Below are 22,167 nucleotides of genomic sequence, written 5' to 3' on the forward strand. Positions count from 1 at the left end.
CCCTAGCCCTGGAACCTGAGTACGGTGGTGAACCCCTGCGCGCCGTCGGCGAAGCCCGTGCCGACCAGCGTCGTGGTGGGTTCCTTGCGCCCGAATCCCTCGGAATACCAGCCGAGCGGCGGGTTGCTCTCGCCCCGGTGCGCCCGCCATGCCAGCTCCCCGGGCAGGTCGAGCACCGCGGAGCGGTCCTCGCCGTCCCGGGACCAGGTGAGCGCCGCCCGGTTGCCCGCCAGGTCCGCGGTGACCGCCGGACCGAGGTGGAACGCCAGGCGTACGGCGCCCCGCGAACCGTGCACCTCGTCGACCACCGTCAACTCCCGGCTTTCACGATCCAGTTCCACGCGTCGGCGGTGCACGGCGGGCTCGTATCCGTCGTGCTCGGCACACCAGCGGGCCGTCCCCCCGTCGGGGGCCTCGGACGCGTCGGAGGACTCGGACGGCTCCGCGACCAGGACCCTGGTGCGGGCATGCCGGGTCCACAGGAACGGGCCGCCGGAGACCGACTGGTCCCCGCCGTCCCATTCCAGGGTGTTGTGACCGAGGGTCGAACGGAAGTACTGCCGCCACTCGGGCTGCCCGTGGTAGCAGAACGTGCCCGGGTCGGCGAGCACGTCGACCCCGTCGTGCCGGACCTCCACGGACAGCGCGTCCGCGTGGGCGTGGGCGGCGATGGACAGGAATCCGTGCGGACCGCCGTCGCAGCGGCACCAGATCTCCCCCGGGCCGCGCAGGATGGTCATCCCGGCGTCGGCGAAGTGCGCGGGACGGCTCGCCGGGCGGGACACGGCCGGTGCGGACCCCTTCGTCGGGTAGGGCCGGATCAGCGCGGCGAGGAGCGGGGTGCGCACGTCGGTGCCGTTCACCGCGGGCCACCAGGCGAGCCTGCCGAACACGGCGTCCCCGGTGGCGAGGAGTGAGCCCCATCGGTCGGTGCCGGGGCCGTCGAGGACCAGACCGTGACCGTCGTCCGCGTCGCCCTGGCGCGGCGGCCGGAGCCGGCCGTCCACGACGGCGGCGAGCGCGTCGGTCATCCGCAGCAGCACGAGCCGGACCGTCGCGGGGACCGGCACGCCGGAGGCGTCCGCCTCCGCGACCGCGGCCAGGCCCAGCTCAAGGACGAGTCCGTGGTACTCCGTGGCCAGCTCGCGGTTGAGTCCGGACAGGTAGGTGTTGCCGCGCAGTTGGCGGTCGAGGGAGCGCAGCGCGTCGGCCCGCCAGCGGGGTGATGAGGGGAACCAGCCGAACGCGCAGGCCGCGGCGAACTGCCCGGCGGCCTCGGCGATGACGTGGTTGTTCGCCGAGGATCCCCTGCTGGGGAAGGCGGCCAGCCAGCGCTGGTGGTGCCAGATCTGGTTCACCGCCACCGGGTTGTCCTCGAAGAGGGCGGCCGCGCCCGGCCAGCCGTCGAGCAGCCGGCGGACCCAGACCCAGGACAGGAGCCGGATCCCCAGCTCGATGCCGCTGATCCAGTGCACGCCGCGCAGCGGCGCGTTGGCCGCCCACCACAGGCGCAGGTGCTCGGCCACCCGCTCGGCGTACCGCTCGTCTCCGGTGATCGCGTAGGCGGCGGCGAGCACGGTGAGGTAGTGGTGCCGGGAGAGCTCCCAGATCTGCTTGATGTCCCCGACGACTTCCTCGTTCCGGTACGGCACGTCGAAGGCGTAGCCCCACGGCGCCCGCCGTCCGGTCTTCGGGTCGAACCACCAGTCCGGGTCGGCCAGATCGTCGCGGACCACCCCGAAGTACTCGACGTGCCCGGCCATCAGCCGGTCCGCCTCGGCGACGAGCCGCTTCGCGGCGTCCTGCGGTATCGCGGCGATCGTCCCTGCGGGCAGGGTCGCGGTGAACCGGGCGCCGGTGACGCTCGGGCAGTGCGGCCGTGCCGAACGCCACCATCGTCTGCGCGCGGCGTCGGCCGCCCGGCCGCCGACCTCCCGCGGCCCCATCCGGGACAGCCGCCGCACGTACCAGCTCGGGCTCAAGGTCATCGCGCCCTCGCCAGGGTCACCGGCGCGCCGCCGGCCACGCCGGCCTGCACGGCGAGGGTGGCCGCCGTGGTGGCGACCAGTGACTCCAGCGGCACCGGCATCGGGCCGCCGGTCCGCACGGCCCTGATGAACGCGGCCAGTTCGGCGTTCTGGCCCTTGTCCCGGGCCTTGGGCAGCCGCGAGCTGACCCAGCGCTTGCGGCCGTACACCGAGGCGCGGACGAAGTCGTCGAGCCGGAGCACCTTGCCGTCCGCGACGAGGTCCAGCGTCTCCTTGGGGAAGGCGGCCGAGCCGGTGGTGACGTAGCTGAGGGTGGCGGTGGATCCGTCCGGGTAGCGCAGTACGACCTGGAGGTCCTCGTTGCCGGACGAGCCGACCGCGTACACCGAGACGGGGTCTGCGTCCAGGAGCCAGCTCGCGGTGTCGATGAAGTGCCCGCCCTCGCCGGCGAACCGCGTGCCCTCGGTGCCCTGTTGGAGGTACCAGCTGCCGTGCTGCAGCCGGCCCGCGTTGATCAGGTAACGGAGGTTCGCGGGTCCTGTGCGGGTGCCGAACTGCTTGCGTGCCTCGTGCAGCAGCGGCGCGAACCGGCGGTTGAAGCCCACCTGCAGCCGGTCGTTGCCGGTCTCCTCCACCGTGGCGAGCACGCCGGCCAGCTCGTCCTCGGTGAGAGCCAGCGGCTTCTCCACGAACACCGTCTTGCCGGCCCGCAGGGCCTTGCTGGTGAGTTCGGCGTGCGAGCTGTGCCGGGTGACCACGAACACCGCGTCCACGGACGAGTCGCCGAGCACGGCGTCGAGATCGGTGGTGGCGGCGGCGAAGCCGAACTTCCGCTTGGCGTTGGCCGCGGACAGCGCCGTCGTGGTGACGACCGTGGACAGCTCGACGCCGTCGCGCCCGGTCAGGTGGGGCAGCAGCATCGACGTCGCGTAGTTGCCCGCGCCGACGAACGCCAGGCGCACCGGCGTCCTGGCGGCCCGGGCCGGCGCGGACGCGCCGCCTCGGCGCACCGCGGGCACGGCCACCGACGGCGCCCGCGTCTCCTTCTCCGCCGTCTGTTCGGGGTAGCGGAACAGCACGGCGACCGCCTTCAGATCGCCGTCCTTGAGCCGCTGGTAGGTGTCGACGGCGTCGTCGAAGTCGGCTATGTGGGAGACCAGGGGCTCCACGTCGACGCGGCCGCGGGCGACCAGGTCGAGGAAGCATGCCAGATTGCGGCGCTCGGTCCAGCGCACGTACCCGATCGGGTAGTCGCGCCCCTCCAGCTCGTACGCGGGGTCGTAGCGCCCGGGACCGTAGGAGCGCGAGAACCGGACGTCCAGCTCTTTCTCGTAGTACGCGTTCCACGGCAGGTCGAGGCGGCACTTGCCGATGTCGACGACCCGGCCGCGGTCCCTGCACAGCCGGGCGGCCAGCTCGACGGGCTGGTTGCTGCCGCCGCCGGCGGCCAGATACACCTGGTCCACGCCGTGACCGCCGGTGAGTTCGACGACGGCGGCCTGCACGGCGGCGGACTCGGGATCGCCGCAGGCCGCGGCGCCCAGGCGCTCGGCGAGCTCGCAGCGCGCCGGATCGGGGTCGACCCCGACGACGCGGACGCCCGATGCGGTGAGGAGCTGCACGACCAACTGACCGATCAGACCGAGGCCGATGACGAGGGCCACCTCGCCGAGCTGCGGCTCGCCCTGGCGTACGCCCTGCATCGCGATCGACCCGACGGTGCCGAAGGCCGCGTGCCGCGGCGCGAGGCCGTCCGGCACCGGGGTGTAGAGGTTCTTCGGCACCCAGTTCAGCTCGGCGTGCAGCGCGTGCTCGTTGCCCGCGCAGGCCACGAGGTCGCCGACCTTCACGTCGTCGATCCCGATGCCGACCTGCTCGACCACTCCGCACAGCGAGTAGCCGAGCGGTGTGTACGAGTCCAGCTTGCCCATCACCTTGCGGTAGGTGGCGGGCACCCCGTTGGTGGCCACGCTCTGCATGACCTTGGCCACCTGGTCGGGCCGGGAGCGGGCCTTGCCCACCATCGACATCCCGGCCTCGGACACCTTCATGAGCTCGGTCCCGGTGGAGATCAGCGAATAGGCGCTGCGCACCAGCACGCCGTCCGGCTTGCACCCCGGCACCGGCACGTCGAGCAGCGCCAGTTCGCCGCTCTTGTAGTTCTGCACAACTTGTTTCACCCGAGCTCCTCTTGATTTTCTACGCTGTCAAGCTGCCCGGCTCCGGCCGGAGCCGGAGGTCGCGCCGCGATACCAGTACTCCAAGGTCAGGACATGCCAGAGGTGCTTGGAGAAGTCCCGTTGCCCCGCGGCGTCCTCGGCGACCATCCGGGCCAGGGCGTCGCGCCGCAGGAACCCGGAGTTGACGAGCACGCCGTCGTTCACCACCTCACGCACCAGCGGCGCCAGATCCCGGCTCATCCAGGCCCGCAGCGGGGCGCTGAACAGGCCCTTGGGCCGGTACACGATCTCCCGGGGCAGGATCGAGGTGGCCGCCTCCTTGAGGACGGCCTTGCCCTGCCGTCCGACGATCTTGCGGTCGCCGGGCACCGCGAACGCCGCCCTGACCACCTCGACGTCCACGTACGGCACCCGCACCTCGGTGGACGCGGCCATGCTGGAGCGGTCCGTGTAGGCGAGGTTCAGGCCCGGCAGGAACATCCGGGCGTCGCCGAGGCACATGCGGTTGACGAAGTCGTCGAGTTCGTTGTCCTCATAGATGTCCGCGTGCTCGGTCAGCACGTCGTCGACCGTCCCCGCCAGGTCCGGATTGATCAGGGCGAGCAGCTCGTCCTGGTCGTACATGGTGTAGCTGCGCCGGAACGCGGTCTCCTCCGGCAGGTCGGCGAAGGAGAGGAACCGCTTCGCGAAGCGCACCGACCGGTACCCCCGGCGGGCCGTGGCGACCGGCAGCCGGTCCACGGCGCTCGACAGACCGCGCCGCAGGGGCCGCGGGACGCGCTGGTAGCGCAGCGCGAGCAGGTTGGCCAGGTGCTTTCGGTACCCGGCGAACAACTCGTCGGCGCCCATGCCCGAGAGCATCACCTTGACCCCGGCCTCCCGGGCGGCCTGGCAGATCAGGAACGTGTTGATCGCGGCGGGGTCGCCGATCGGCTCGTCCAGGCTGTACGTCATCTGCGGCAGCAGGTCGAGCACGTTGGGCGCGATCTCGATCTCGTGCAGGTCGACGCCGAACCGCTCGGCCACCTGCCGCGCGTAGCGCAGGTCGTCGGGCATCGCCTCGAACTTGGCGTCCTCCGCGCGGAATCCGATCGTGTAGGCGGAGATCCCGGGCCGGTCGCGGGCCGCGAGGGCGGTCAGATAGCTGGAGTCGAGACCACCGGAGAGGAAGGTCGCCACCGGTACGTCGGAGAGCAGGTGGCGCCGGGTCGACTCCTCGACGACGGCGGCGATGTCCGGCAGCTCGCCGCTGAGGGCCCGCTCCCGGCCCTCGCTGGCGACGTCCTTCAGGTTCCAGAACCGGCCGCTCTCCACCCGGCCGTCGGGCCGGCACCTCAGCCAGCTCCCCGGCGGCACCTTCTCGGCCTCGCGGAACGCGCAGCGCGAGTCCGGCACCCAGTAGTACAGCAGTGAGGCCACCAGCGCCGCGTGGTCCACCTCCAGCGAGCCGCCGGTGACGGCGGCGAGTGCCTTGAGCTCGGAGGCGAACACCAGGCCGCCGCCGCGCCGGACCACGAACAGCGGCTTGATGCCCAACTGGTCGCGGACGAGCACCAGTTCACCGGTCCGCTCGTCGAAGATCCCGAACGCGAACATGCCGCGCAGCCGGGACAGGCAGTCGGTGCCCCAGCGGCGCCAGGCCTCAAGGACCACCTCGGTGTCGGAGGTGCCGCGGAAGCGCACCCCGGCGGAGGCCAGCTCGGCGCGGAGCTCGGGCGCGTTGTACAGCTCGCCGTTGTACGTCAGGGCGAGGCCGTCCGAGACCATCGGCTGGGCGCCGGTCTCGGACAGGTCGATGATGGCGAGACGGCGGTGCCCGAGGTGTACTTCGCCGTCACCGGCGGGGTGGCCGTACCGGCCTGCCCCGTCCGGTCCGCGATGGGCGAGGGTCTCGGTGAGCCGGTCGGTCACGACCTTCCCGTCCGGCCATCGGTAGGTGCCTGCGATGCCACACACGTCTTACCGCGCCTCCTGGTCGGTGTCCGGGACTCGTACGGCCCAGGTCGGCCGTTCCGTTTGCGACTGGCCCCTGTCGTTCTGCCGGGCCAGCCGCTCGCTGTGGCCCCTCAGCGCGATGTGCAGCCCGTCCCACAGCGTGCCGTCGGTCCTGTCCCGCGGGTCGGGGTCGATCAGCACCACGCCGATCACCGGTATGCGCTGGTCGGCGAGTTGCCGTGCCACGGTGTGCAGCCAGGAGGCGCTGCCGTGCCCGGCACGCACGACGAGCACGGTCTGCCCGCCGAGGTACTGGAGGTCGGTCCATGCCGTGCCGGGCGCGACCGAGCCGACGCCGATCCTGCGCGTCTGGTGCGGCAGGGCCGCGGCGCGCTCGCCGCTGACCACGTCCGGGTCCCCCGGCCCCCGCCGGACGTTGGCGAGCTGGGGCCCCGGCAGACCGTCTATGACGGCGACCGGCTCCTGCTCCGCCAGCGCCCTGGCGACGCTCAGCGCGAGCACGCTCGTGCTGCGCGCACAGCCCAGTTCCAGCAGTGACACCGCCTCCGCGGAGCCGCGCACGCTGCGGGTCAGGGTCGTGACGAGCCGTTCGTGTGCCGCCCTGGTCCGTCTGCGCCGCCACGGCACGGTCGGCAGCCGGGATGCCCGGCGCAGCTCGGCGATGACCGAGGCGCCGAGGTTCGACGCGATCTCCCGGCGCAGCACGGGGCGGTCCGCCACCACCGCGCCGACCGCGGCCACCGCGAGCCCGAGGACGAGCCCGAGGAGGAGCCCGATCCCGGCGTTGGTGACGACGGCCTTGGGCAGCGAGTGCCGCACCGCGCGCGGGGCGTCCACGATCTGTGTGCCGGTGATGAGCTTGGGCGTGCCGATGCGCGCCTCCTCGGCGCGCTGGTCGAAGTCGGCGATCCGCGAGTTGAGCTCGGCCCGGCGGGCGAAGAGCGACTCGATGCTCGCCGCCTCCTTCGAGTCGCTCTCGGGGGACCGTCCGCCGATCGACTCGTTGACCTTGGCGAGCTCGTCGCGCATGCGGTCACGCTGGTCGCGCAGGGCCTTGGCCTCGGCCTTCGCCGCCTCCTGCATCCGCCGCACGTGGTCGGCGACGAACGCGTCGGCCAGCGCCTTCGCGCGGGCCACCGCCTGCGCGTCGCTCTCGCCCGTCACGTCGATCTGCAGCAGGTTGTTCGTCAGGCCGGTTCCCCGGTAGTCCCGCAGGAAGTCTTCGGGCTTCTCGGTGGACTTGAGGGACCGCAGGGCCTGGTCGGCGATCCGCGTGGTCCCCAGCAGCTCGACGTCGGTACGGATCAGCGTTCCGGTGTCGTTCGGCTGGTCGTCCTGGTGCGCGATCAGCACCTTGGTCACGGCTGCGGGCGGCGGGGGCCGAAGGACCGCCACCGCGGCGCCGAGGAACAGACCCAGCAGCGCCAGGGAGCACCAGAGGCGACGGCGTCTGCGGACCGCCACCACCAGTGCGTGCAGGTCGAAGAGCGGAGTGGCGGCAGTCGACTCCGACGCCTTGCTCGTCGTCACGCTGAACCTCCCCTCGCGTCGTCGCCGATGGCCATCGCCGGTGTGGCGTGGCGTGCGGGCCGGTCGGCGGACCGCGTCTCACGGGCCCGTACCGGTCCCGCGACGACGATGCCGACGACCTCGTGCCCCGCGTCCGCGCACGCCTCGGCGACGCCGGTCAGCTCCTGCGCGGTCCAGGTGCCCGCGCTGAGGACGACCAGGGCGCCGGATTCGGCGCCGCGGTCCGGCACCAGCGGCCGGGACACCAGGACGTCCACCACGCGCATCGTGAGGTGTCCCCTGCTCGACGAACTCGGTGAAGGGTCGTTCTCGGCCTCGGTGACGAGCCGCTCCGCGGCCCGGCGGGCGATCTCGTCGCCGTCCGGGACGACGACCACCAGCGGGCGCGGGGAGGGCAGTTGGGTCCGCAGGCGGGCGCACACCCGCCGGTAGCGGATCTGTCGGCCGGCCTCTCCGCCGGACGGCTGCGGGCTCGGCAGGTCCCACCGGGTGTCGAGGCCCAGGAACCGGCGGACCAGAGCCCTCGGGCCACTGCCCTTGGGCCGGTGCGCGGACCGTTCGCCCGGCACGTCGACGGTGCCGAGGAGCGTCGAGCCCAGCGCCGCAGCGATCTCCGGTTCGGTGCGCAGTCGGCGGCTCATCCGTGCGGACGTGAGGTGGCCGATGACCGCGAGCAGGAAGAACAGCACGGCTCCCGCGACGACGAGTTGGGTCTTCGTCGGCGGAGCCTCGCCGGTCGGCCGGGCCGCCGGGCCCATGACGACCATGCCGGCCTTGTTGGTCGCCGGGTCGGCCTCGTCCAGCTTCTTCATGGCCTCCTGCAGCGCGGTGCGCAGCTTCTCCAGCTCGGTGCGGGCCTGCACGCCCTCCACGGTCTGGCCGGGGTCGGCAGCGTCGGCGAGGTCGCTGATGCGCCGGTTGGTCTGCACCACCTTCTGCCGCAGCGCCTCGGGCCCGGTCTCCGCGTCGTCGGGGTCGGTGTCCTCGCCCGCGATGCGTGCGGCGAACGTGACGAATTGCTGGGCCACTTCGTCGGAGAGCCGCTGGGCGCGCTCCGGAGTGTCGGCCGTGCCCGAGATCTTGATGATGTTCCCGTCGGCGGCCTTGGCCGTCACGTCCTCCCGCAGCTCGGCCGCGCTGACGCCGGACCAGTCGAGCGCGCCGGCCGTGCGGTCGACCACCGCGGAACTGGCCGCGATCTCCGCCTGGGTCAGCAGCTCGCGCTCCTCCCACTGCCCCGCGAGCAGCACCGATGTCGACGTGGTGTAGCTCGGCGGGAACAGCAGGGAGGCGCCGTAGCCGACGAGGGCGCCGAGCACCGCGACGATGGCGAGCAGCCGCCAGCGCCGACGGAAGATCCGCCCGATCGTGACCAGGCGTATCGTGTCGTCACTCAATGGTGCTGCCTCCTCCGTGCCCGGGCCGTGCCGCCCGTGGACACCGGAGCGTGGTCACGGCAGGCAGCGGTGTAGGCGGCGAGCAGCGAGCGCTGGGAGTTCTGCCAGGAGAGCGGTCCGCTGATCCGCTCCTGGCCGACCTTGCCCATCCGGGCCCGCTGCTCGGGATCGTCCAGGAGCAGCGCGATGAGCCGGGCGAACTCGGCCTCGTCGTTGGCGGGCGCGTAGACGGCGGCGTCGCCGGCGGAGACGCGCGCCTCGCGGAGGTCGAAGGAGACGATCGGCCGGCCCATCACCATGTACTCGAGGACCTTGTTCATGGTCGACACGTCGTTGAGCGGGTTGTGCGGGTCGGGAGACAGGCACACGTCCGCGGTGGAGAGGTAGCGCACCAGGTCGGCGTCCGGGATGCGCCCGGTGAACTGCACCTGCTCCGCAAGCCCCAGCTGCCGGGACAGCTCCACCATCGCGTCGAAGGTGTCGCCGCCGCCGACGAACACCGCATGCCAGTCGGTGCGTCCGACCTCGTCGCGCAGCTTCGCCAGGGCCCGCAGGGCGTAGTCGACGCCGTCCTGAGGGCCCATGACACCGAGGTAGCACAGCAGGTGGGGCTTGCCGCGCTTCAACTCCGGCTCGGGGGCGACCGGTTGGAACCGGTCGACCTGCGGTGCGCTGCGCACCACGAAGACGTCCTGAGGCCGCTGACCGCCGCGGATGACCGCGACGTCCCGGTAGCTCTCGTTCGTGGCGAGCACGACGTCCGCGGCCCGGTAGGTCCGCCGTTCCAGCGCGCACACGGCGCGGTAGAGCAGGTCCTTGCCGCGGTCGAACCGGGAGAGGTACAGCTCGGGCACCAGGTCGTGCTGGTCGAAGACGAACCGGGCGCCGCTTCTCTTCATCCACAGCGCCGGCAGGAAGAGCAGGTCGGGCGGATTGCAGGCGTGCACCACGTCGACCGGGCCGACCTTGCGGGCGAGGCGGACCGTGTGCCACAGCGCCGATCCGTACTCCCGCAGGTAGCCGGCCGGACCGCCGGTGGCGGCGCTCAGCGGGTAGCGGTGTATTCGCACCCCGTCGATCACCGCCTCCGGCTCCGTGTCCCGCTTCTCCCCCCGGGGGCAGATGACGTGGACCTCCCAGCCCGCGTCGCGCAGGGTCGTGCACTCCTGCCAGACCCGCCGGTCGAAGGGCACCGACAGGTTCTCCACGAGGATCAGCGCGCGTCGGCCCGGCCGGTCGGCGCCGGCCGTGTCGTCAAACGATGTGTTACCAAGCAAGGCCCATGTACCCCGGTTCGGTTCGTCGCGCATCTGCGTCGGGAAGGTGGATGAGGTCGATCAGTGCGGGTCCTTCGCCGTGGGGCAGCGCCGCGAGAACGGCCGGGTCCCTCGTCCCGACCAGGCACACCTCGGCGTGGTCGAGCACCTCGTCGACGGAGTCCGCGAGCAGCTGCGCGAGGTGCGGCAGCCGGGTCTCGATGTACTCGCGGTTCGCGCCGAGCAGCCGGGAGAGGCTCACGTTGGCGTCGTAGATCCGCAGGTCGTATCCCTTGCCGAAGAGCTTCTCCGCCAGCTCGACGAGCGGGCTCTCGCGGAGGTCGTCGGTGCCGGGCTTGAAGGAGAGGCCGAACAGGCCCACGCGGCGCTTGCCGGTGCGCTCGACCAGATCCACCGCGCGCTGCAGGTGGTCGGAGTTCGAGGGCAGCACGTGGGACAGGATGGGCACCGAGATGTCCGCCCGCTGCGCCGCGTGGACGAGGCTGCGCAGGTCCTTGGGCAGGCAGGAGCCACCGAAGGCGAAGCCGGGCCGCAGATAGGCGGGGCTGATGTTCAGCTTGCGGTCGGCCAGGAACACGTCCATCACCTGGTGCGAGTCCACCCCGAGCGCCTGGCACACCGCGCCCAGTTCGTTCGCGAAGCCGATCTTGAGTCCGTGGAAGGCGTTGTCCGCGTACTTGATCGCCTCGGCCGTCGGGACCGGTACCCGGAACACCTCGCCGGGCAGTCCCTCGTACAGCGCCGACACCACGTCGCCGCTCGCCGGGTCGAGCTCGCCGATGACGGTCTTGGGCGGGTCGAAGAAGTCCCGCACGCTCGTTCCCTCGCGCAGGAACTCCGGGTTGACCGCGACCCCGAAGTCGACGCCTGCCGTGCCGCCGACGTACTTCTCCAGGATCGGTACGAGGAGGTTCAGGCAGGTGCCCGGCAGCATGGTGCTGCGGAAGACGACGGTCTGCCGCCCGCCCCGCTCGGCCACCACGGCACCGATCTCCTCGGTGACCCGCTCCAAGTACGTGGTGCACAGGCTGCCGTTGGGCTCCGAGGGCGTGCCCACGCAGACGAGGGACACGTCACTGTCCATGATCGCCTCACGGACGTCGGCGGTGGCGCGTAACGCCCCGGTCCGCACGACCTCGGCGATGAGTTCGCCGATCCGCTCCTCGACCACCGGGGCCTTGCCGTCGTTGACCAGGTCGACCTTCACCTGGTTGACGTCCACGCCGATGACCTCGTGGCCCATGCTGGCCAGGCACGCGGCCGACACGCAGCCCACGTAGCCGAGCCCGAAAACGCTGACTCTCATGCCCCGTCACTCCCCCCAAGCAGGCCCTCACGGCCTGCGGTCCGCGCGTCGGCCGGTCGCCGAACACCGCGCATCAGTAGGCCCCCTGGCCGTAGAACACCGCACGCAGCGTCTTCCACAAGATCACTGAGTCCAGGGCGAGCGACCAGTCCTCCACGTACCGCAGGTCGAGACGGACGGCCTCTTCCCACGGCAGGTCGCTGCGCCCGCTGATCTGCCACAGGCCGGTGAGGCCCGGCTTCACGAGCAGCCGCCGCCGGATGTCCGGGCCGTAGGCCGCGGACTCCTCGGGCAACGGGGGCCGCGGGCCGACGAGCGACATCGATCCGGTGAGTACGTTGAACAGCTGCGGGAGCTCGTCGATCGAGTACCGGCGCAGTACCGCTCCCACCCGGGTCACCCTCGGATCCCTGCGGAGCTTGAACAGCAGCCCCGCGCCTTCGTTGCTGTCGGCCAGCGCGGCTCGTACCCCGTGGGCCCCGGAGACCATCGTGCGGAACTTGAAGATGGTGAACTCGCGGCCGTCCTTGCCGACTCTGCGCTGGCGGTAGACCGCGCCGCCGCGGCTGTCCACCATCACGAGCAGCGCGACGATCACCATCAGCGGCGCGAACAGCATCACGAGCAACGCCGCGCCCAGCCGGTCGACGACCTCTTTGACGGCCCGGCGGCCCCCGGTGAACGCCGGCATGCTGACTCTCAGGAGAGGGATCCCGAGCACCGCGTCGACGTGCAACCTCGGTCCGGCCACCTCCATCAGGACGGGGGCGACGACCATTTCGGCCTCGCTGCCCTCGAGGTTCCAGGCCAGCCGCTGCAACCGGTCAGGGGACCAGTGGGCGTCCGGGGTGACCGCGACGACGCGGTACCCGTCGCGGCGCACGTGGTTGGCCACGTCCGCCAGCCGGCCGACGACCGGCACTCCGTCCAGGTGGTCACCGTCGAGCACGAGGCCTTCGGCCGTGCACACCGCCTCCACCCGCCAGCCAAGGTGCGGGAACTTGCGGGCCCGGGTGATCAGGTCGCGCACGGTGTCCGGGCTGCCCGCGGCGAGCACCGGACGCAGGCATCGTCCCTCTTTCCGCTGTTTGTGCAGCCAGAGGCGCAGCAGATACCGCGCGGTCATGGTGACGAGCGCGATCGCGGGGATCGCGACGAAGATCCAGAGTTTGATGTTGCGCGAGGTGAGGGCGATCCCGCCGAGTGCCAGGACGACGGCCGCCGCGAACAGCGAACGGCCGAGCCGACGGAACTCCTCGGCGCCCTGGCCGAGTACGGCCGGAGCCCAGGACCGGCTCACTCCCAGTGCTCCCAGCACCAGCAGTTCGGTGCCGAAGGCGAGGATGACCCATTTCTCGTGCCAGTTGGCCGCGTCGCGGGCGCCGAAGAAGTTGCCGATGGAGGCCACCACGAAGGCGGTGGCCACGGTATCGCTGGCTATGACGGTACGTCGGTACCGCTGCTCCCAGTCGATTGCAGGCTTGCCGATGGACCCGTTCGCCAAACGCTCGCGCGCCGACGGAAACGGGCTGACTAATCCCCCCTGCCGCACAGAACCCCCCAGGTCCCCAGTGGTACGACGTGGTCGCCTAACACTGCCCCTCCCCCCGGGAGACCCCCGTCTCCCGCACTGTTTCTCCCCCCGGAGGGCCCCGCCCTCCGCGCCGCGCTGTTCCTCGCCACGGAAGGCCCCCGCCTTCCGCGCATGACGTACCGGTTGATTCGACGCTGGTTGAACAGCCCACCCTGCGGCAATGCACTCACATGTCCTGCCGGACCCTCGACGTACGCGGGAACCCGTGGAAACCCCGGATGCTCCCCGCACCCGAGGCCCCTGCCGGGGCCCTGGAACCGATCACCCCCACGCCTCGCGCCGGGGACGCAAATGATGGCTTTCCGTGGCGCCGAACCCATAGATCATTAATGGTCGCGTTGTGCACGAACAGCTGAAGCACGGTCAATCTAGACCATCGGAGCCAGCGTGAAGAGGGTATGTGTGTAATTTGTGCTCAAGCTTTGAAGCATGTGCACCGGCGGGGTATTGCACACGGGCGCCGCGACGGCGAGAGCATGCCGTGTGACCTGCGACGACGGGAGTTCTCGCGGTGACGGGCACGGGCGACCGCGAGGTGTCCCGGCACCGTGAATTCGGCCGCTCTCCGGCCTTGTTCGGCTGATTTTGACCCCTGCGGAGTCGCGGAGTCCCGTGCCGGACGCCGGGGCGCACGCCGTAGTGCGCGGGAACTCCCGAGAACTCACGGGAACTCGCGTGAAGAAGGGAAACATTCGGCGCCACTCCGCGGATTCGCCACTCTGTTCTACCCGCGTCCGGAGCACGCAGGTCCGACGCCCCCCTGCCCCCGGGCTAGCCCCCAGAGCTCACGGAGGAAAGCCGCGTTCCGGACGCGTGCCCCGCCGACCCGGTGCGAAGTCCGGTTCGCGTCCGATAAGCGACGACGGGAGAGCGACTCCGGACAGGAGCCAATTCGCGCCGTTCTGAAGGCCGGACAGGCCGTGCGAGCGGGGGATTTCGCGTCCGCACACACCCCGGGTGACGGACAGGAATCGCCTCGGGACCCCCGTTGTCGCCCACGATCAGGTACCTGACCTCCACTCACCCCCGCCCCCTCCACCGGACCACCACATTCCGCCCCGATGCCTTACTCTTTCCTCACCATTCACCTCTGGACTCCCAACGCCGGTCCGCGTATCCGCAGGACAAAGGCATATGCCAGAAGCACCACCGCATCGTGTGTTGCCAAATCCCTTACGGGCCACCATCGGCTGTGCGAAAGTCATTAGCGGTCCACCACCCGTCAAGTTGGTCGCACCGCACCTTCACCGGAGCACCTCATGCCGCCCCATGTCTTCGCGGACCACGCAGCCGCCCAGCCGCCCGAGCGCGGCCCGGTCGACGCGCTGATCTCGCAGACGCGCCGGCTCCGCGGCGAAGTCGACGCCGTCCGGCGCGACGCCGTGACCATTGACCACGCGGACCCCGCGGGACGCTGGCAGCGAGCCCTGTGCGACCTGGCGGTGCACCAGCTCAACGACCTCGACGACCACCTCGCCCAGCTGCGGGACGGGCCGCCGCGGGCGGACGAGGAGTGCGCCGCACCGGCCGCCGCGGCGTCCGACGAACCGCGCAGGGGGTCGCTCCTGAGCCGGGTGGGCAGCGCCGAGTGGAACCTCCTCACCGACGAGGCCAACTGGTCCGGCGAGCTCTACGAGATCCTCGGACGCGACCCCGCCGCTCCCCCGCTCTCCCTGGACGAACTCCCCTCCCTGGTGCACTGCGACGACCAGCCCCTGCTGACCACGATGGTCACGGACTGCCTCATCGACGGAAAGCCCATCGACGGCGAGTTCCGCGTCCAGCGCCCCGACGGGCGGCTGCGGCAGGTCCACATGATGGGCGAGCCCGTGCTCGCCACCGACGGCTCCACCGCCTCCATGTGGGCGGTCCTGCGCGACGTCAGCGAACTGCGCCGCAGCCAGCGCGTGGTGCACGAGAGCCGCGACTCGCTCCGGCGCCACCGCGACATCGCACAGACCGAGCACCGCCTCGCGGTCGAGCTCCAGGAGGCCGTCCTGCCGCCGTGGCGCGACTCGCTGCGGTTTCCGGACGGCGGCCCCGGCCGACTCGACCTGGCCGCCCAGTACCTCCCCTCCGCCACCAGCTCCCTCATCGGCGGCGACTGGTACGACGCGATGGAACTGCCCGAGGGCCAGACCCTGTTGAGCGTCGGGGACCTCACCGGGCACGGCGTCGCCGTCACCTCCGGCATGGCGATGCTGATCGGCGCGCTGCGCGGCATGGCGGTCGCCGGCGCCCCGCCGGGCCGGCTCATGGGCTGGCTCAACCACTTGCTGGACGCCACGGTCCAGCCCGCGCTGGGCAGCGCCGTCTGCTGCCACTACGACCCCGCCACGCACCGCCTCACCTGGGCGCAGGCCGGACACCCCGCCCCGCTGCTGTTCCGCGACGGGGCGGGGCGCACGCTGAAGCCGCCGCGCGGCGTGCTCCTCGGCGCCACCTCCGGGGCCACCTACGAGCAGACCGAAGAGCAACTGCGGCCCGGCGACCTGCTGTTGCTGCACACCGACGGTCTGGTGCCGCGGCGCGACAGGGACACCGCGACCAGCCTGCTGCTCTCCCTCGCCCCTCACTTCACCGGGGCGCGTACGGCACAGGAGTGCGTGCGGACCATCGTCGAGGAGTTCGGCGAGGCTCCGCGCGAGGACGACGCCTGCCTGCTCGTCGCACGGGTCTGAGAACACCGGGCCCCTGGGCGCACCCACACCGCCCTGCACGCCCCGGCGCCCCTGAGGGCCGCGCGGTACTGGATCTCGTGCTCCGATGCGTTACGCCCTGGCGGTCCTCCCCGCTCCCTTGCCCTTCGGCAGCGCGAGCTTGATCTCCTCGCGGAGCTCCTGGATCCCCGGGTAGCCGGAGAACTGTGAGGTCAGCCGGTACATCTCGCGCAGCCGGTCCCAGGTGCGGTGCGAGGAGTTGGCCCGCATCGACACCAGCGCCAGGCGCGCGTACCGGTCCGCCTGCTCGGGATCGTTGGCGATGAAGCAGGCCGAGGCCAGCGAGATGTAGTCGAAGATCTGCGACCGGTCACGGTTCTTGGCCCGCAGCTCGATCGCCTCCTTGGCGTGCCGCTGCGCGTCGTTCGCCGCGGACGCCTCGTGGTCGGCCAGGGTGCGATAGGCCAGGGCCTGCATGCCGTGCAGGTCCGCCTCGTCGAACATCTGCATCCAGCTCGGCGGCGGCACGTCCCCCTTGTCGGACACGAAGAGATCCTCGGCGATCCCGAGGGTGCGCCGCATGGCCTGGCCGCGTCCCATCGACGCGTGTGCCCAGGCCTCGATGGTGTACAGCATCGCCTGGGTGCGCGGCAGCGCTTCGTCGCCGGCGCCGGACTTGGCGAGCTTCATCAGGTCCAGGGCGTCGTCCGGCTTGCCGAGATGCACCATCTGGCGCGCGGCTCGGGACAGTGCCTCCCCCGCGCGCGGGCGGTCGCCGCCCTCGCGGGCCGCGTGCGCGGCGATGACGAAGTACTTCTGGGCCGTGGGCTCCAGGCCGACGTCGTGGGACATCCAGCCGGCGAGCACGGCGAGGTTGGCAGCGACGCCCCACAGGCGCCGCTGAAGATGGTCGGGGTGCCGGTAGGAGAGCATGCCACCCACCTCGTTGAGCTGGCCCACCACCGCCTTGCGCTGCAGCCCGCCGCCGCGGGCCGCGTCCCAGGCGCGGAACACTTCGACCGAGCGCTCCAGTTCCTCGATCTCCTGGGACCCGATGGGGGCGGCCTCGTAGCGGTCGAACCCGGCGGGGTCGGCGTGCAGGGGATCTTCGAAACGGGGTGCGTCGGCCGCGAGGGCCGGGTCGGCGTGCAGCCAGTCGTGCATGGCGCTGCTGAGTGCGGAGCCTGCGGCAAGCGCAGCGCCCGCGCCCACCAAGCCGCGTCGGTTGAGCATGAGGTCCATTCCCGTGAATTCGGTGAGGACCGCGGCTGTCCGCTCGGGCGCCCACGGCACGCCGTCGGGGTGCTCCACACTCCCGTCGCCACGCCGCTTCCCTGCGCGCCCGTGCCGGACCAGACCAAGATCCTCAGTGGTCACGACACGGCCGAGACGCTCGGTGAACAGGACCGCAAGCACCCGTGGCACCGGATCGCGCGGGATCTCTCCCATGTCGATCCACCGCCGCACCCGCGAGGTGTCGGTGGCCAGTTGGGGGTGGCCCATGGCCGCCGCCTGCCTGTTCACCAGTCTCGCGAGCTCCCCCTTGGACCAGCCGGCCAGGCCGAACAGGTCCGACAGGCGGGTGTTGGGTTGTCCGTTCACGTCAAGCCCCCAGGTTCTCGGCTGAGTTGACAGTAACCCTCTGTCAGTTGCTGAGCGACTATTCGCCAGGGTTCGCCAGGGTGCGCCACATGGTGTGCCAGGGGACACCGGGTGTCAGGTAGGAATGCGCCACCCCGACCCGGTCGCCGCAAGGCACTCCCCAGGGTGCACCCGAAGTGATCGGGCCGGGAGGCGCACGCAACTCACAGGCACACGAAGGGATCTGTATCGCCCATGTACGCAGCATCGTCCTCCGTGTCCGCCCCGCCCCGGCCGCTGCACCCGCGCCCCCCGGTCCACCGGGGACGCGAGGTGTCCCCCTCCTCGGGGACCGGCCCGTATCTGGAGCCGGTGCGTCCCCCGGGCGCCCCGCTCAGTGCCGGTCGTACGCCTCGCGGGCCGGGACCGGGCTCGCAACCGCTCAGCGGGAGACTCGACTTGTCCGGCCCCCAGGGGGCGCAACTGCGCACCGCGATCGCTTCGGTGCACCGCATCTGTCCGGAGTTCAACCCCGTACAGGTACTCCGCCGGAGCGGGCGCACGGTGCTGCTCGTCGGCACCACGGGCCGCAGTACCGCCGTCGCCAAGTGCCTGCTCGATCCTTCGCCCCTCTGGGCCGAGCGGATCCGGCACGAGATAGCGGCCTACCGCTCGTTCGTCCGGCACCGCCCGCCGGTCCGGGCGCCGCGGCTCATCGCCGCCGACCCCGCCGACTGCACGCTGGTGATCGAGCGCATGCCGGGACGGGTGGCGGCCCTGCACCGGCACCCCATCGAGGCGCCGCCGCGTGCCGACATCCGCACGGCACTCGGCGCCGTCTGCCGCCTCAACCAGTGGCGGCCGCCGGCCGAGATGTTCGGCAGGCCGATGGAGTACGGCAGGAAGATCTCCCGCTTCCACGAGCTGGGCCTGCTGACCGACCGCGACATGGGCGACCTGCAGAAGCTGCTGCACGGCATCGCGCACTCGGTCACGCACCAGGGCAACGGGACCCAGGCCATGTGGCAGTTCTGCCACGGCGACGCCCTGCTGTCGAACATCCTGCTCTCGCCCGCGGGACCCGTCATGGTCGACTGGGAGCACGCCGGCTGGTACCTGCCGGGGTACGACCTGGCGACGCTGTGGGCCGTCCTCGGCGACGCACCGGTGGCGCGACGCGAGATCAGTCAGCTGGCGCAGTCCGCGGGTCCGGCCGCGCGCGACGCGTTCCTGGTGAACCTGATGCTGGTCCTGACCCGCGAGATCCGGACGTACGAGTCGGCCGTGCAGCGTTCGATGCACGACTCGGCCCCGACGGCCTCCGGCCCGGCCCATCCCGGTGCCGTGCCGTCCGGTGAGGAGCAGCGGCTCCTGCTGAGGCGGCTGCACGACGACTGCCAGCTGGCCCGCCGAGCCGTGCGCGCGGCGGTCGGTACCCGCTGACGGGGGAAGGTCCGCGGTGCGCTCGGGACAGTGGCGCACCGCGGACTTCCGTATGCCTGCGGCTACTGCCTCGGGTCTGTGTCCCGGTGGACTATGACGTGGAGAACTGCACGGCGTCCACGTCGAAGGAGTTGTCCTGGGGCGAGGTGAAGACCAGGTACAGCTTGTGCGTTCCGGCCAGCGCCTCGACCGGGACGGCGGGGGTGGACTGGTAGGTGTCCCAGCCTCCGGTGTTGGGCACGGGCGTCGTGGCGAGCAGCTTGCCGTCGGGCGCGTCCGCGCGCAGCTCCACGGATCCGACGCCGTAGGGCGAGGACAGCTTGTAGGTGACCTTGCCGATGCCCTCCACGCTCATCGGGCTGTACGCGATCCAGTCGCCGTTGCTGATGTCGCCGATGCGCTTGCCGTTCTCGGCTCCCTCCTGCGACACGATGCGGGTCCCCGACTGGTCGTCCCGGTACTCGGCCTGCTTGTGCTTGGGCTGCAGCACCGAACGGCCGTACCCGCTCAGGGCTCCGACGCCGTCGCCGCCCTTGTCGGTGTACTTCGCGTTGAGGACGTAGGTGAGGTCGGCGCCCTCGGGGTGGCCGCCGAGGTCCCCGGTGTCGACCGTGCCTTCGCAGCCGGGGATGTCGGTGGTGGGGTGCTCGTGGTCGTCGTGGCCGAGTGCGGGGTTGACCGTCACCTTGGAGCAGTCGACGGTGCCGTCCTCCGGATCGGTCACGGTGACCTTGTACGGGATCTTGTCGCCGAAGTCGATGAGCTTGCCGTCGACCGGCGTCTCGATGGTCACCTTGGGCGCGGTGTTGCCCGCGGTGACGGGGACGTTGGCGTAGCCGGACTTGCCCGAGGAATCGGTGACCTTCAGCTGGGCGTTGAAGTCCCCCTTGGCGGTGTAGGTGTGCGAGGGACCGGCGTCGGTGGAGTCGTAGGTGCCGTCGCCGTCGAAGTCCCAGGCGTAGGTGAGGGGGTCGCCGTCGGGGTCGGTGCTGCCCGCGCTGGAGAAGTCGACCCTCAGCGGGACGGGACCGTTGGTGGCGGACGCCTTGGCCTTGGCGAGCGGGATGCGCTGTCCCTGGGCGTAGTCGATGCGGTAGAGCCCCGAGTCGTTGTTGCCGCCGCCGAACTCGCTGCCCCACTCCAGGACGTACAGCGATCCGTCGGGCCCGAAGGTCATGTCCATGGGTTTGGCGAACTTCGCCGTCTTCAGGAAGTCGTTGATCTTCAGGAGCTTGCCGTCCCGGTCGAAGCGGACCTCCTTGACCGAGTCCCGCGCCCACTCGTAGAAGAAGCTCGCGCCCTCGAAGTAGGCCGGGAACTTCGTCGTGGAGGGGTTCTTCGCGTCGTAGTGGTAGACGGGGCCGCTCATGGGGGCGGATCCGCCGGCGCCCATCTCGGGGAACTCCTCGGACTCCCCGTAGCCGTACCAGATCTCGGGCTGCTGGATCGTCGGCAGGTCCTTCAGACCGGTGTTGTTGGGCGAGGGGTTGGCGGGCCTGGCGCAGTCGAACTTGGCGCCGGCCTTCTGGGTGTCGGGGTCGTAGGGCGCATACGCCTGGTTGTTGCCGTGGCAGAACGGCCAGCCGTAGTTGCCCGCCTTCTTGATGACGTTGTACTCGACCAGGCCCTCGGGGCCGCGCTCGGTCGTGGGGCCGCCGCGGTCGGGACCGTAGTCGGAGGCGTGCACGTATCCCGTCTTGGGGTCGACGGTGAAGCGGAACGGGTTGCGGAAACCCATCGCGTAGATCTCGGGGCGGGTCTTGGCCTTGCCCTTGGCGAAGAGGTTGCCCTGGGGGACGGTGTAGCCGCCGGAGTCCTTGGGCTTGATGCGCAGGATCTTGCCGCGCAGGTCGTTGGTGTTGCCGGCGGTGCGGGCCGCGTCCAGCATCTGCTTGCCGGGGCGCCAGTCGAGCGGGGCGTAACCCTGCCACGCCGGGTCGAGGTTGGGCGGGGTGTCGTCGCCGACGCCGAGGTAGAGGGTGCGGTCGGGGCCGAACTCGACGGCGCCGCCGGTGTGTCCGGGCTCGGGGAAGGTGCGGTCGCGGTAGGCGGGGACGTCCAGGAGCTTCTTCTCGCTCGCGAGGTCGAGGGTGTTGTCCTTCTTGACCGTGAAGCGCGAGAGGCGGTTGACGTCGTCCTTGGCGGAGGAGGGCGCGTAGTAGAGGTAGATCCAGCGGTTGTCGGCGAATGTGGGGTCGAGCTCCATGCCGACCAGGCCGTCCTCACCGCCGGTGTACACGTCGAGCTTGCCCGCGGTGGAGGTGGCGTGGGTCTTCGGGTCGAAGATCTTCACCTCGCCGCTGCGCTGGATGTAGAAGACCTTGCCGTCCTTGGCGACGTCGAGCTCCATGGGGTCGGCGGTGTTGTCGTCCAGGGCGGTCTTCTCGTAGCCGGACCAGACGGTGCCGCCGCAGTCGCCGGGCCGGTCGCCCGCGGCCCACTTGATGCCGCCGAGGACGTGCTCGCGGAAGGCGGGTTCGGTGTAGGAGGCCTTGTCGTGGCCCATGGCGGTGGCCCAGACCTTGCCGCCCTCGGCGTTGCGGCACCAGGAGATGGGGTGGTCGGCGCCCATCTTGGAGCCGCCCGGGTCGTACGTGGTCTCGTCGGCGGTGACCAGCACGTGGACGTCGCCGCGGGGGTTCTTGTCGAAGTTGTACCACTCCTCGGAGCGCTCCCAGCGCTCGGGCAGGCCCTTGGTGGAGGGGTGGGCGCGGTCGGCGACCTTGGCGGTGCCCTTGAGGACGCCGGGCGAGTGCGCGGGCATGTGGGCACCGGCGTTGATGAGGTCGTCCCACCAGGGGAAGGAGTCCTCGACGCCCATGTCGAGGGTGTTGTGCAGGGCGACGACGCCCTTGCCGCTCTTCACGTACTTCTTCAGGGCGTCGCGCTGGGCGTCGGTGTCCCAGACCATGCCGGAGTTCTGCAGCATGATGATGACGTCGAAGTCCTTGAGCCTGGCGTCGTCGAAGACGGTGGCGTCGTCGCTCTGGACGACCTCGAAGTTCTCCGCGGCGGCCTGCTCCTGGACCATCGTGACGCCGGCCGGGATGGAGTCGTGGACGTAGCCCACGGCCTTGGTGAAGAGCAGGGCACGGAAGGCGGGGGCCTTGCCGGCCGCCGTGGCTCCGGTGCCGGGCAGGAAGGCCACGGTGAGGAGGAGCGCCGCGACCAGGGCGACGGCTCCTCTTCGTAGACCTCCGAGACCCTTTATGTCACGAGCATGACAGCCCATGAGGTGGTCCTCTCTGTGGGGCG

12 protein-coding genes are annotated in these 22,167 nt (G+C 71.2%); 2 read left to right on the forward strand and 10 right to left on the reverse strand.

Annotation, left to right across the window (positions count from 1 at the left end; all coding sequences use genetic code 11):
- Positions 1-2: 2 nt before the first annotated feature.
- From ACZ592_RS23950 to ACZ592_RS23985, 8 genes are all read right to left on the reverse strand, one after another.
- Entirely contained in the window at positions 3-1,988 is a 1,986-nt protein-coding gene (locus ACZ592_RS23950; protein ID WP_471583658.1) for a heparinase II/III family protein, read from the reverse strand.
- Positions 1,985-4,168, reverse strand: a complete 2,184-nt coding sequence (locus tag ACZ592_RS23955; RefSeq protein ID WP_471583659.1) for a bi-domain-containing oxidoreductase — start codon at positions 4,166-4,168, stop codon at positions 1,985-1,987. The genes ACZ592_RS23950 and ACZ592_RS23955 overlap by 4 nt, the downstream gene beginning before the upstream one ends.
- A 27-nt stretch (positions 4,169-4,195) precedes the next feature.
- Entirely contained in the window at positions 4,196-6,124 is a 1,929-nt protein-coding gene (asnB, locus tag ACZ592_RS23960) for an asparagine synthase (glutamine-hydrolyzing) (RefSeq protein ID WP_471583660.1), read from the reverse strand.
- 3 nt (positions 6,125-6,127) lie between these two features.
- Positions 6,128-7,654, reverse strand: a complete 1,527-nt coding sequence (locus ACZ592_RS23965; RefSeq protein WP_471583661.1) for a Wzz/FepE/Etk N-terminal domain-containing protein — start codon at positions 7,652-7,654, stop codon at positions 6,128-6,130.
- The gene (locus tag ACZ592_RS23970; protein WP_471583662.1) at positions 7,651-9,051 is read right to left on the reverse strand and encodes a Wzz/FepE/Etk N-terminal domain-containing protein; all 1,401 of its coding nucleotides are present in this window, start codon (positions 9,049-9,051) and stop codon (positions 7,651-7,653) included. The genes ACZ592_RS23965 and ACZ592_RS23970 overlap by 4 nt, the downstream gene beginning before the upstream one ends.
- A complete protein-coding gene (locus ACZ592_RS23975) occupies positions 9,048-10,328 on the reverse strand; it encodes a glycosyltransferase family 4 protein (protein ID WP_471583663.1) in 1,281 nt (426 codons plus the stop codon). Before ACZ592_RS23975 ends, ACZ592_RS23970 begins: the two co-directional genes overlap by 4 nt.
- Positions 10,318-11,634, reverse strand: coding sequence for a nucleotide sugar dehydrogenase (locus tag ACZ592_RS23980; protein WP_471583664.1), 1,317 nt, complete (start codon positions 11,632-11,634; stop codon positions 10,318-10,320). Before ACZ592_RS23980 ends, ACZ592_RS23975 begins: the two co-directional genes overlap by 11 nt.
- A gap of 73 nt (positions 11,635-11,707) precedes the next feature.
- Positions 11,708-13,186, reverse strand: coding sequence for a sugar transferase (locus ACZ592_RS23985; RefSeq protein WP_471583665.1), 1,479 nt, complete (start codon positions 13,184-13,186; stop codon positions 11,708-11,710).
- A gap of 1,301 nt (positions 13,187-14,487) precedes the next feature.
- Between ACZ592_RS23985 and ACZ592_RS23990 the strand changes: the two genes are divergently transcribed.
- Entirely contained in the window at positions 14,488-15,909 is a 1,422-nt protein-coding gene (locus ACZ592_RS23990; RefSeq protein ID WP_471583666.1) for a PP2C family protein-serine/threonine phosphatase, read from the forward strand.
- 90 nt (positions 15,910-15,999) lie between these two features.
- Here ACZ592_RS23990 and ACZ592_RS23995 read toward each other — a convergent pair whose 3' ends face one another.
- Positions 16,000-17,490 carry a DNA-binding protein NsdB gene (locus tag ACZ592_RS23995; protein WP_471583667.1) on the reverse strand — a complete coding sequence of 497 codons (1,491 nt, stop codon included), beginning with the start codon at positions 17,488-17,490 and terminating at the stop codon, positions 16,000-16,002.
- 234 nt (positions 17,491-17,724) lie between these two features.
- Between ACZ592_RS23995 and ACZ592_RS24000 the strand changes: the two genes are divergently transcribed.
- On the forward strand, positions 17,725-18,912 hold the full coding sequence (locus ACZ592_RS24000) for an aminoglycoside phosphotransferase family protein (RefSeq protein WP_471583668.1): 1,188 nt from the start codon (positions 17,725-17,727) through the stop codon (positions 18,910-18,912).
- A 91-nt stretch (positions 18,913-19,003) separates the two neighbouring features.
- Here ACZ592_RS24000 and ACZ592_RS24005 read toward each other — a convergent pair whose 3' ends face one another.
- Positions 19,004-22,144, reverse strand: coding sequence for a ThuA domain-containing protein (locus ACZ592_RS24005; RefSeq protein ID WP_471583669.1), 3,141 nt, complete (start codon positions 22,142-22,144; stop codon positions 19,004-19,006).
- Between the last annotated feature and the right edge of the window lie 23 nt (positions 22,145-22,167).

The organism is Streptomyces sp. NPDC040622 (assembly GCF_055593965.1).

Bases quoted from the DNA above. Each gene is read 5' to 3' on its own strand.
- ACZ592_RS23990 (WP_471583666.1), top strand. From the start codon at position 14,488: ATGCCGCCCCATGTCTTCGCGGACCACGCAGCCGCCCAGCCGCCCGAG.
- ACZ592_RS23980 (WP_471583664.1), bottom strand. From the start codon at position 11,634: ATGAGAGTCAGCGTTTTCGGGCTCGGCTACGTGGGCTGCGTGTCGGCC.
- ACZ592_RS24005 (WP_471583669.1), bottom strand. From the start codon at position 22,144: ATGGGCTGTCATGCTCGTGACATAAAGGGTCTCGGAGGTCTACGAAGA.
- ACZ592_RS23950 (WP_471583658.1), bottom strand. From the start codon at position 1,988: ATGACCTTGAGCCCGAGCTGGTACGTGCGGCGGCTGTCCCGGATGGGG.
- ACZ592_RS24000 (WP_471583668.1), top strand. From the start codon at position 17,725: ATGTACGCAGCATCGTCCTCCGTGTCCGCCCCGCCCCGGCCGCTGCAC.